An 11,395-nucleotide genomic window follows, 5' to 3' on the forward strand; every position below is an offset into this window, starting at 1 on the left:
CGGTTCGCTCGGCCGGGTTCCGGCCCGGCCCGCTCGGCCGGCCTTCGGCTCGGCCCGCTCGGCCGCTCAGCTGTTCGGCCAGGGGACCTCCGGCGACCGGTGGTAGCCGATCCCGAGCGCGTCCCAGCGCGGCGCCTGCGCGGCGAGCCGCACCCGGTAGCCGTCCCAGTCGTGCGTGGACGCGGGCGACCAGCCGAGCTCCGCGGCGCCCGGCAGCCTGGGGAAGGCCATCTGCTCGATGTGCGCGGAGGTCGAGAGGGTCTCCGACCACAGCGGGGCCTCCACGCCCCGGACCGCCTCGGCGGGCACTCCGGGGAGGTAGGCGCCGGGGTCCCAGTCGTAGGACCGCCGCACCTCGACGTAACCCGCCCAGGCGAGCCCGAGCGGGGTGTCCTTGGTGTACTTCATGTCCAGGTAGACCCGGTCGGCCGGGGACAGGATCAGTCCGGTCCCGTTCCGCGCGGCCTGCGCGACCTGCGCCTTCTCGGCCGCGGAGGTGTTGTCCAGGCCCCAGTACTGGGCCAGCGCACCGCTGACGGGGGTGGCGCCGGTGAGCTGGTGCCAGCCGATCACCGTCTTGCCGTACCCGGCGACGACCGGCTGCACCCGGTCCATGAACTTCACGTAGTCCTCATGGCTCGTCGAGTGGGCCTCGTCACCGCCGATGTGCAGGTAGCGGCCGGGTGTGAGCGCGGCCAGCTCGCGGACGACGTCGTCGACGAAGTCGTAGGTGACCTCCTTGTCCACGCACAGCGAGCTGAAGCCCACGCTGGTGCCGGTGTACAGGGGCGGCGCGACGCCGTCGCAGTTCAGCTCGGCGTAGGAGGCGAGGGCCGCGTTGGTGTGGCCCGGCATGTCGATCTCGGGGACGACCTCCAGGTAGCGCGAGGCGGCGTAGCGGACGATCTCCCGGTAGTCGGCCTCGGTGTAGTGACCGCCCGGTCCGCCGCCGACCTGGGTGGAGCCTCCGTGGGCGGTCAGGCGCGGCCAGGAGTCGATCGCGATGCGCCAGCCCTGGTCGTCGCTGAGGTGCAGGTGCAGCTTGTTGATCTTGTAGAGGGCCAGTTCGTCGATGTAGCGCTTGACCTGCGCGACGGTGAAGAAGTGCCGGGAGACGTCGAGCATCGCGCCCCGGTAGCCGTAGCGGGGCCGGTCCTCGATGGTGCCGCCCGCGACCGGCCACGGGCCGGGCTGCACGGTGTCCTTCTCCACGGCCGCGGGCAGCAGCTGACGCAGGGTCTGCACGCCGTGGAAGAGGCCGGCCGGTTCACGGGCGGTGAGCCTCACTCCCGCGCGGCCGCTGTCCAGGCGGTAGCCCTCGGCACCGAACGGGCCGTCGGCCAGTCGCAGTTCGATGCCGCCCCGGCCGTGGGCGGTCACGGGCAGACGGTAACCGGTGGAGGGCCGGAGGACATCCGCGAGGTAGTCGCCGACCCGGCGTGCCGCGGCCGAGCCGTCGACGCGGATCGTGGTGCCGGGGCCGATGCGGTACCCCGGTCCCTCCGCCTTCACCGAGGCCGGGGCCGGGACCACTTGGCCGAGCGGCGTGGCGGCGCGCTGCCGGTCCCCGGGGGCCGCGCCCGTGGCGAAGGCACCGGCCGTCGCCAGGAGTACGAGCGCGCCGAGGACGCGGATCGTCCGGGCCGTACGGGCGGGGCGGGGCGACCGGAGGGGGCGGGTCTTGCGGGGAGTCGTGCTGTGGTGCCGTCTCACATGCGCTCCCATCACTCGACTCGGGGGCCGGTCGGCCCCCGAGGGGTATAGACCACTCTCCCGCGGAAGCGCGGTGACGCCATCCCCCTCGGCGGGAATCACGGCGGGAATCATCCGGAAGGACGGCGCCGGGAGTTCGCCGCGGCGTCCTGCGCCCGGGTCCGGGAGGGGACGCGGACGGCATCCGGCCTGCCCGCGCCGGGACGTCGTGAACTCGCCGTCGAGCAACGGACGTTGCGGGCGGCCGGGCCGAACGGGACCCCGCTGCCCGGCCGTCCGTCCTGCCCCGGCGCCGCGGACGGGGACGCGGCCGGTCCGGCGGGGGGCGCGCGGCGGGAGGCGGCCAGCCGGTGCGGCTCCGGGAAGGGCTTGCCGGCCGCACCGCGCGAGGCTCCCGCCCGGCCGGACACGCGTGGCCCGGCTCCGGTGAGGCGCCCCCGGCGGCTCCGGCAGACGAGCGACAGAAAGGTGACCCGGATCACACGACAGTAGCTCAGAAGCGCCCCTCCGCCCTGCTTTTCACAGAAGACTGCCCGAAATCGGGCACGGATCTTGCGAAACTCCTGCCGGTGCCCCAGGATCTACCGGGTGCACGACGAACTCGTTGATCACCTGACGCGGTCGACGCCCCTGCGGCGGGGCGAGGCGCTGCGTGTGATCCAGGACGTGCTCGCCTACTTCGACGAGACGACCGAGGAGTTCGTCCGTCGCCGCCACCGCGAGCTGCAGGCCCTCGGCCTGGTGAACGCGACGATCTTCGAACGGATCGAGGCGGACCTGAAATACCGCGCGGTGGCACCGCCGGAGCTCTCCCTCCGGCAGCTGCGACGCATCGTCTACGGCTGAGCCCTCGGCCGGGAACGGAATACGTACATATGTGTGGAATCGTCGGATACATCGGGAAGCGCGACGTCGCTCCCCTGCTCCTCGAGGGCCTGCAGCGCCTGGAGTACCGGGGCTACGACTCCGCCGGCATCGTCGTCACCTCGCCGAAGACGGCCGGGCTGAAGATGGTCAAGGCCAAGGGCCGGGTGCGTGACCTGGAGGCCAAGGTCCCGGCGCGCTTCAAGGGCACCACCGGCATAGCCCACACCCGCTGGGCCACCCACGGCGCCCCGTCCGACGTGAACGCCCACCCGCACATGTCGGCCGACAACAAGGTCGCCGTCGTCCACAACGGCATCATCGACAACGCCTCGGACCTGCGCCGCAAGCTGGAGGCCGAGGGCGTCGAGTTCCTCTCCGAGACCGACACCGAGGTGCTCACCCACCTCATCGCGCGCTCGCAGGCCGAGACCCTGGAGGAGAAGGTCCGCACCGCCCTCCACCTGGTCGAGGGCACCTACGGCATCGCCGTGATGCACGCCGACTTCGCCGACCGCATCGTCGTGGCCCGCAACGGCTCCCCGGTCGTCCTCGGCATCGGCGAAAAGGAGATGTTCGTCGCCTCCGACGTGGCCGCGCTGGTCGCCCACACGCGGCAGATCGTCACCCTGGACGACGGCGAGATGGCCACCCTCAAGGCCGACGACTTCCGCACGTACACCACCGAGGGCACCCGGACGACCGCCGAGCCGACCACCGTCGAGTGGGAGGCCGAGTCCTACGACATGGGCGGCCACGACACGTACATGCACAAGGAGATCCACGAGCAGGCCGACGCCGTGGACCGTGTGCTGCGCGGCCGCATCGACGACCGGTTCGCCACCGTGCACCTCGGCGGCATCAACCTCGACGCCCGCGAGGCGCGCGCCGTGCGGCGTGTGAAGATCCTCGGCTGCGGCACCTCGTACCACGCGGGCATGATCGGCGCCCAGATGATCGAGGAGCTGGCCCGCATCCCCGCGGACGCCGAGCCGGCCTCCGAGTTCCGCTACCGCAACGCGGTCGTGGACCCCGACACCCTCTACATCGCGGTCTCGCAGTCCGGTGAGACGTACGACGTGCTGGCGGCCGTGCAGGAGCTCAAGCGCAAGGGCGCCCGGGTCCTCGGCGTCGTCAACGTGGTGGGCTCGGCGATCGCCCGCGAGGCGGACGGCGGCGTCTACGTCCACGCCGGCCCCGAGGTCTGCGTGGTGTCCACCAAGTGCTTCACCAACACCACGGTCGCCTTCGCGCTGCTGGCCCTGCACCTCGGCCGCATCCGCGACCTGTCGGTCCGCGACGGCAAGCGGATCATCGAGGGCCTGCGCAAGCTGCCGCAGCAGATCTCCGAGATCATGAAGCAGGAGGAGGAGATCAAGAAGCTGGCGGAGACCTACGCCGACGCCCGCTCGATGCTCTTCATCGGCCGGGTGCGGGGCTACCCGGTGGCCCGTGAGGCCTCCCTGAAGCTCAAGGAGGTCTCGTACATCCACGCCGAGGCCTACCCGGCCTCCGAGCTGAAGCACGGCCCGCTGGCCCTGATCGAGCCGGCCATGCCCACGGTCGCGATCGTGCCGGACGACGACCTGCTGGAGAAGAACCGCGCGGCGATGGAGGAGATCAAGGCCCGCAGCGGCAAGATCCTCGCGGTCGCCCACCAGGAGCAGGAGAAGGCCGACCAGACGATCGTCGTCCCGAAGAACGAGGACGAGCTGGACCCGATCCTCATGGGCATCCCGCTGCAGCTCCTCGCCTACCACACGGCGCTGGCCCTGGGCCGGGACATCGACAAGCCGCGCAACCTGGCCAAGTCGGTGACGGTGGAGTAACTCCCCTGCCGACGCCCGCAGATGAGCGGCCCTCCGCGCCTGAGGCGCGGAGGGCCGCTCCTTCTCGTCGGGGGTGAGCCGTGCGGCCGGGGCGCCCGGGCGGGACCGGGAACCGGCGGCGGCTCAGGGGATGACGACCACGGGCCGCCGCGCCCGCTTGGCGAGCCGCCCGGCGACGGACCCGAAGATCCGCCCGACGATGCCGTGCGTGGAGCCGACCACGATCGCGTCCGCCTCGTACTCCTTGCCGACCTCCTCGAGTTCGTGGCAGATGTCCCCGCCGCGCTCGACCAGGATCCAGGGCACCTCGGTGAGGTAGTCGGCACAGGCGAGTTCAAGGCCCAGGACCTCGGTGCGGTGGTCCGGGACGTCCACGAAGACCGGGGGTTCGCAGCCCGCCCACACCGTGGTCGGCAGCCGGTTGGCGACGTGCACGATGATCAGTCCGGCCCGGGAGCGCAGCGCCATGCCGATCGCGTAGGCGAGGGCGCGTTCACTGGAGGTCGAGCCGTCGAAGCCGACGACCACGCCGTGCTGGAACGCGGGGTCGCACGCGGGGCGTGACTCTTCCGCCGCCAGGGGATCGGCCGCCGTCGGATCGGCGACCGGCCGCTTGCGGTCCGCGGGTTCGAAGAATTCGTGACCGGCCATGGCTGTCTCGGCGTTGTGATCCTTCACGGGGGACAACGGGGTGCGGCGGAGCAGTGTCCGGGAATCGTCTTCCCGGGGCCATACCCCCAAGGGTACGGCGGCACGCCTCCTTCGCCCAGATTCCGCGCACTCTCCGTGGCGGTTCCCCGGAGCATGCACGAGTGGCGCCCGTAACGCAATGGTTGCTGCCCCGTACAGGCGGTTTGCACGGGATGCACCGACCGCGACCGGTCGGTGACCGCTGTCCCCCGGGCCCGTCCGGCGCCCTGCGGCGGCCGTCACGGTGTCGCACAGTGACCGAGCGCTCGAACGGGCGTTGATCCCGGTGAACCGCCGCAGCAGGGAGCACGCCGTGTCCGGACCCCGCCCCACCCCCGAGCGACGCCCCTCGCCGGGCCCCGCACCCGACACCGCGGGGGACGTGGTCCGCTGGGCGGCCTTCAGCTGCGTCCTCGTCCCCGTCGTCCTGCTCTGGTACGGCACCTCGGCCATGGGTGCGGCCGGCACCGCCCTGGGGCTCGCCGCCGCCACGGCGGTCTGCCGGCTGCTGCTGCGGATGTCCGAACGCGGCGCGGCACGCCTGCTCACGCAGGAGTCGGCGCCGCGCCGCGGCCGTCACCACAGGGCCGGCGGCGGGGCCCACCGCGGCGGACGGCGCCCGGGCCCGCATACACCGGTCAGCTGACCGGTTTCCGCGCACGCGCCCATAGCTTTTCAGCCAACTTCTTGAACCTGCGCATCCCCTGCCCTCCGGACCCCCCAACCCCCGTTCCACCTGCACCGGAAGGGTCCACAGGGCCGTGCGCACCCTATGCGGATTGGCCACTGCGACGAGGCGCACTTCCCTGCACCCTCCCCGAGTGCAACGCTTCGTGATCGAATGCTTCACGCCAAGTTGCCATGTCGACAATGTGCCGGGTGCGGAACTGGTCATCGCGGCACAGCGCGACACAGTAGATTCGATCTTGACTGTCTACGGCGGGGGACTCGTGCAGGACCGAGGGGAAACGTGCAGGAGCGACACGACCGAGGAGCCGCGACCACTGAGGGGGGCTTAGCAGTATGAGCCACGACTCCACTGCCGCGCCGGAAACCGCGGCCCGGAAGCTGTCCGGGCGACGCCGCAAGGAGATCGTCGCGGTGCTGCTGTTCAGCGGCGGCCCCATCTTCGAGAGTTCCATACCGCTTTCGGTGTTCGGGATCGACCGCCAGGACGCCGGAGTGCCGCGCTACCGACTGCTGGTGTGCGCCGGCGAGGAAGGCCCGCTGCGGACCACAGGGGGCCTGGAACTCTCCGCACCGCATGGCCTGGAGGCGATCTCGCGCGCGGGCACCGTGGTGGTGCCCGCATGGCGCTCGATCACCTCTCCGCCACCGGACGAGGCGCTCGACGCGCTGCGCCGGGCGCACGAGGAGGGCGCCCGCATCGTGGGCCTGTGCACCGGCGCGTTCGTGCTGGCGGCGGCGGGCCTGCTGGACGGCCGGCCCGCGACCACACACTGGATGTACGCGCCGACGCTGGCGAAGCGCTATCCGTCGGTGCACGTCGATCCGCGGGAGCTGTTCGTCGACGACGGAGACGTCCTGACGTCGGCCGGCACGGCCGCGGGCATCGACCTGTGCCTGCACATCGTGCGCACGGACCACGGCAACGAGGCGGCCGGCGCGCTGGCCCGCCGCCTGGTGGTCCCGCCGCGCCGCAGCGGCGGGCAGGAGCGCTACCTCGACCGGTCTTTACCGGAGGAGATCGGCGCCGACCCGCTCGCGGAGGTCGTCGCCTGGGCGCTGGAGCACCTCCACGAGCAGTTCGACGTGGAGACGCTGGCGGCGCGGGCGTACATGAGCCGCCGTACGTTCGACCGCCGTTTCCGGTCGCTGACCGGCAGCGCGCCGCTGCAGTGGCTGATCACCCAGCGGGTGCTGCAGGCGCAGCGTCTGCTGGAGACGTCGGACTACTCGGTGGACGAGGTCGCGGGGCGCTGCGGCTTCCGCTCGCCGGTGGCGCTGCGCGGCCACTTCCGGCGGCAGCTCGGCTCGTCCCCGGCGGCGTACCGGGCGGCGTACCGGGCGCGCAGGCCGCAGGGCGAGCGGCCGGGGGACGGCGAGCACACGGCCGGCCCGGGGAACGGCGCCGCGAACGGCTCGGCCGCCGGCATGCACCGTCCGGCACCGGCGGGCGTACCGGACCACGCGGGGCACGCGCCGTCCCTCCACCCGGACGGCCCGCTCCCGCACCAGGCCCGCCGCTCACCGGCGGCCAGCGGGGTCGGGTCCGGAGCGGCCCTGTCGGCGAGCCTGCCGGGGCAGCGCAGCGGCAGCTGACGAGGGGCCCGCGGGGGACTGAACCCCGCGGGCCCCTCGCCCACGCCCGGGCCGTCCAACCGGGTGACCTCGCCCGGCGAGATCGACAAGAAGTGAACGCAAGGCGCCGGTCACCCGCCGGCCCACCGGAGGCGGGGACCGGCGCCCGTTCCCGTCCGCCGCGGCGGACCCGCCCGCCAGGAAGCCGTCACGCCCGCCGGGGCCCGCGCCCCTGCCGCAGTGGCAGTCCGCCCCGGCCACGTCCTCCAGCGGCCACCCACGGTCCGCCGGCGACGCCCTCCAGCAGCCGCCCGCGGCAGCCCGAGCAGCCGCCCGCGGTCCACACCCTCAGCGTCCGCCCACGGTCCGGCCGCGGCACCCCCAGCCACCCGGAGTCCACCGGCGACACCCCCACCAGCCACCCGCAGTCCACCGGCGGCACCTCCCACCAGCCGCCCGCGGTCCGGCCGCCGCAGCCCCAGCAGCCGGCCGCAGCCCGGCAGCGACACCCCCAGCATCCGCCCGCAGCCGGACGGCCCGCCGTCCAGCGGCCGCCCGCCCCTGCGGGTTAGGCGCTACAGGCGGGCGGCCAAGGCTCCGGATGCGGGGCACGACCAATTTCTGGACACGGGCGCGCGCCGAGGACTTCGCCACGGCGTCCGCCGCTCGCGAGGAGCCGCTCCCAGCAGGCCGCGGACGCCGGCCGCGAGCCCGGCGGGCAGCGGGTCCAAGGCCCCGGACGCGGGCCTGGGCAAGGCGCCGGACGCAGGCCTGGCAAGGCCCCGGACGCGGGCCAGGGCAAGGCCGGCAGCACGCGTGCCCCCGGGGTCACGGGCGGCCTTCGCTCCGGAGCCGCCCGCACACCCTGCTCAGCTCGCCGCGCCGCGCCGTAAGGTGAGACACATGAACGATCGCATGGTGTGGATCGACTGCGAGATGACCGGCCTCTCGCTGTCCGACGACGCGCTCATCGAGGTTGCCGCCCTCGTCACCGACTCCGAGCTGAACGTGCTCGGCGAAGGAATCGACATCGTCATCCGCCCGCCGGACGCGGCGCTGGAGACGATGCCGGAGGTGGTGCGTCAGATGCACACCGCGTCCGGCCTGCTCGACGAACTGGCCGGCGGCACGACACTGAAGGACGCCGAGGAGCAGGTCCTCGCCTACGTGCGGGAACACGTCAAGGAGCCCGGCAAGGCCCCCCTGTGCGGCAACTCGGTCAGCACCGACCGCGGCTTCCTGCTGCGTGACATGCCGACGCTGGAGCAGTACCTGCACTACCGGATCGTCGACGTGTCCTCGATCAAGGAGCTGGCCCGGCGCTGGTACCCGCGGGCGTACTTCAACAGCCCGGAGAAGAACGGCAACCACCGCGCCCTGGCCGACATCCGCGAGTCCATCGCGGAGCTGCGCTACTACCGGGAGGCCGTCTTCGTCCCGCAGCCCGGTCCCGACTCCGACACCGCCAGGGCGATCGCGGCCAAGCACGTCCTGCCCGCCCGGCAGGACTGAGCGGGGGACACGGAGGGGCGCCGCGAAACGTGGGCGCGAGCACCCCTTCGGACCCTGTACACTTTTTCTCGGCCGGTCAGGGAAACGACTTCTGTGAACCGCCGGTCATGGTGGGTGTAGCTCAGCTGGTAGAGCACCTGGTTGTGGTCCAGGATGTCGCGGGTTCAAGTCCCGTCACTCACCCTTAATGATCAAGGCCCGACCTGCGTAGACAGGTCGGGCCTTGGCGTTTCTCGTCACCACCTCGCCGGCGTCACGCGCCCGGAGGGCTCGCGGTGCTCGAGCAGGGACAGGTGCAGCCGGATTACGCGGCGACGTGGTCCACGGGACAGGTGACGTCTTCCAGGAAGACCAAGCTGAGGAGCTCACCGGCGTCGAATGGCCCGGTGGCGTCTTCCCCCGTCGCGCCATGGCGGCTGCGACGGGGGTGCGATCACCACCACTGCGGTTCGAAAGGAGGTTGACCGTCCTGACGGTAGTAGGCGTGCACCAACGAGATTCTGGCGACTCTTCGGCCTTCGGCCACTGCCTGCGCGGCCTCCTTCTGACCGGTGAAGTCCCTTCGCTCCCGCTTGTACTCCTCAGCACCTTCGAAACGGGGTGCAGCAACCAGACGAGGAACCTCGCTGCCGTCCTGCACCATCCGGATAACGAGGCGGTCGTGGGTCCGCGGGTTGCGGTACTCGCGCCATTCGGGAGGGAACGACTCTTCTGAGCTGACCCACTGGTTGCTGTTGAGCGCTTTCCCCCATTCCTCGGCCGCCGCCCGCAGGTCGCCGTCGAAGACGACATATCGGTCTGTCCGCCACTGGCAGTTCAAAGGGCCTGGAGGCTCACCTTCGAAGGCGGCGTTGCGGAGGCAGTGGTCCGTTGTCGCAGCGCCAAGTTGTTGCGGGGTATCCGGCAGGGCGTCGAGGACTTGTTCCATGCGGCGTTCGGTTTCTGCCTTTGCAGCTCGGCTTGCCGAGTCGACCTCGGCAGTCTGCGAAGGACCGGCCATCGGCGCCACCCCCGTGGACGTGTACCACCCTGCCGCGGCGATGCCCCCCAGTGCAGCCGTCGCCATTCCAGCGCTGACTATCCGATGTCGCACCTTCGATCGTTCCGTCCTCATTATGCTGAACGCACCCATCTCGGCGTCACTGAACAGCCTCGAAGTTTCCTATCGCCGAATCGGATCCGAGCGGAGTGGGGGCTGGGCAGAGTATTCGCTGCTCTAGCAACTACCGTGTGGGGCTCAGCCTTCAGCTTCCCCGCCGCTTCCTCACTGGCCCGGATCGGCCAGATCACGGCTCGCTCGGCCACCTTTCGCGCATGCGGTGTGCGGGTGCGCGCCGGTGCGCAGCCGCTCCGGCGCGGGCCGCGCCCCGGGCTCAGGACGAGTTCCGCACGATCAGCTGCGTCGGCAGCACCGCGTGCGTGCGCTCCGTGCTGCGGGACGCCGCCGGGCGGCGGGCGGCGATCTCCCGCTGCAGCAGGTGGATCATCGCGCGGCCCATCTCCTGGATGGGCTGCCGGACGCTGCTGAGGGGCGGGTCCATGTGGCGGGCGATGGCGGAGTCGTCGTAGCCGACCAGGGCCACGTCGTCCGGGATGCGGTGGCCCGCCTCACGCAGGACCTGGCGTGCGCCGGCCGCCGTCACGTCCGAGGCCGCGAAGACCGCGTCCAGGTCGGGCCGGCGCGCCAGCAGCCGCGTCATCGCGCGGCGGCCGCCCTCCTCGGTGAAGTCGCCGGGCTCGATCAGCAGGTCGTCCACCTCGTGGCCCGCGTCCAGCAGCGCGTCCCGGTAGCCGTCGACGCGCCGCTGGGCGCCGTAGACGTCCAGCCGGCCGGTGATGTGGGCGATGCGGCGGCGGCCCCGTGCCATGAGGTGCTCCACCGCCGAGCGGGCGCCGCCGTAGTTGTCGGAGTCCACCGAGGCCAGCGTCTCCCCCGCCGACCTCGGACCGCTGATCACCGCCGGGATCTCCAGCTGGGCCAGCATGTCGGGCAGCGGGTCGTCGGCGTGCACCGACACCAGCAGGACGCCGTCGACCCGGTGCGCCCCCAGGTACTGGGCCAGCCGCTGCCGCTTGCGGTCGCTGCCCGCGAAGGTCAGGAGCAACTGCATCTCCGTGTCCGCCAGCTCGGCGCCGACTCCGCGCAGCATGTCCGAGAAGTACGGCTCCGCGAAGAAGCGGGTCTCCGGTTCCGGGACCACGAGCGCGATCGCGTCGGTGCGGTTGGCCGCCAGGGCACGGGCCGCCGTGTTCGGGACGTAACCGAGCTCGGCGACCGCCGCCTCGACCGCGGCGCGCGTCGCGTCACTGACCCGGGGCGAGCCGTTGATCACGCGCGAGACGGTGCCGCGCCCCACGCCGGCGCGCGCGGCGACCTCTTCGAGGGTCGGCCGACCACCGCTCCGGCCCCGCACTCCGTGGCTTGCCATCGGGCCCCGCCTCCCACCGTCGTCGTCCCTCTGACCTTGGAATCTAACAGTCCCGCCGGCGCGGGCACCGTCTTCGGGGGGCCGCCCGGCCCGGCT

Annotated in this window: 9 protein-coding genes and 1 tRNA gene; 6 read left to right on the plus strand and 4 right to left on the minus strand. The window is 72.3% G+C overall.

The window, feature by feature from the left end; translation table 11 throughout:
- Positions 1-66: 66 nt before the first annotated feature.
- Positions 67-1,725, minus strand: coding sequence for a beta-N-acetylhexosaminidase (locus tag ABZ920_RS04395; protein WP_361498656.1), 1,659 nt, complete (start codon positions 1,723-1,725; stop codon positions 67-69).
- Between the two features lie 576 nt (positions 1,726-2,301).
- Between ABZ920_RS04395 and ABZ920_RS04400 the strand changes: the two genes are divergently transcribed.
- Together ABZ920_RS04400 and glmS are read left to right on the plus strand one after the other, a co-directional pair.
- The gene (locus ABZ920_RS04400) at positions 2,302-2,559 is read left to right on the plus strand and encodes a hypothetical protein (RefSeq protein ID WP_361498658.1); all 258 of its coding nucleotides are present in this window, start codon (positions 2,302-2,304) and stop codon (positions 2,557-2,559) included.
- 29 nt (positions 2,560-2,588) lie between these two features.
- Entirely contained in the window at positions 2,589-4,406 is a 1,818-nt protein-coding gene (glmS, locus tag ABZ920_RS04405; protein WP_361498660.1) for a glutamine--fructose-6-phosphate transaminase (isomerizing), read from the plus strand.
- A 123-nt stretch (positions 4,407-4,529) separates the two neighbouring features.
- Here glmS and ABZ920_RS04410 read toward each other — a convergent pair whose 3' ends face one another.
- On the minus strand, positions 4,530-5,057 hold the full coding sequence (locus ABZ920_RS04410) for a universal stress protein (RefSeq protein ID WP_361498898.1): 528 nt from the start codon (positions 5,055-5,057) through the stop codon (positions 4,530-4,532).
- Positions 5,058-5,409: 352 nt separating this feature from the next.
- Here ABZ920_RS04410 and ABZ920_RS04415 point away from each other — a divergent pair, with 352 nt between their 5' ends.
- The 4 genes from ABZ920_RS04415 (at position 5,410) to ABZ920_RS04430 (ending at position 9,053) form a co-directional block, all read left to right on the plus strand.
- Positions 5,410-5,742, plus strand: coding sequence for a hypothetical protein (locus tag ABZ920_RS04415; RefSeq protein WP_361498662.1), 333 nt, complete (start codon positions 5,410-5,412; stop codon positions 5,740-5,742).
- Positions 5,743-6,119: 377 nt separating this feature from the next.
- Entirely contained in the window at positions 6,120-7,379 is a 1,260-nt protein-coding gene (locus tag ABZ920_RS04420) for a helix-turn-helix domain-containing protein (RefSeq protein ID WP_361498664.1), read from the plus strand.
- Positions 7,380-8,261: 882 nt separating this feature from the next.
- Positions 8,262-8,870 (plus strand): oligoribonuclease, encoded by a 609-nt coding sequence (orn, locus tag ABZ920_RS04425; RefSeq protein ID WP_361498666.1) that lies wholly within the window; start codon positions 8,262-8,264, stop codon positions 8,868-8,870.
- Positions 8,871-8,980: 110 nt separating this feature from the next.
- Positions 8,981-9,053: transfer RNA gene (locus ABZ920_RS04430), tRNA-His, on the plus strand.
- Positions 9,054-9,303: 250 nt separating this feature from the next.
- Here the strand turns inward: ABZ920_RS04430 and ABZ920_RS04435 are convergent.
- Together ABZ920_RS04435 and ABZ920_RS04440 are read right to left on the minus strand one after the other, a co-directional pair.
- Positions 9,304-9,798: a hypothetical protein gene (locus ABZ920_RS04435; RefSeq protein ID WP_361498668.1), complete on the minus strand. Its 495-nt coding sequence runs from the start codon at positions 9,796-9,798 to the stop codon at positions 9,304-9,306.
- Positions 9,799-10,243: 445 nt separating this feature from the next.
- Positions 10,244-11,299 (minus strand): LacI family DNA-binding transcriptional regulator, encoded by a 1,056-nt coding sequence (locus ABZ920_RS04440; RefSeq protein ID WP_361498670.1) that lies wholly within the window; start codon positions 11,297-11,299, stop codon positions 10,244-10,246.
- Between the last annotated feature and the right edge of the window lie 96 nt (positions 11,300-11,395).

This window comes from Streptomyces sp. NPDC046831 (genome assembly GCF_040645305.1).
Taxonomy (GTDB): domain Bacteria; phylum Actinomycetota; class Actinomycetes; order Streptomycetales; family Streptomycetaceae; genus Streptomyces.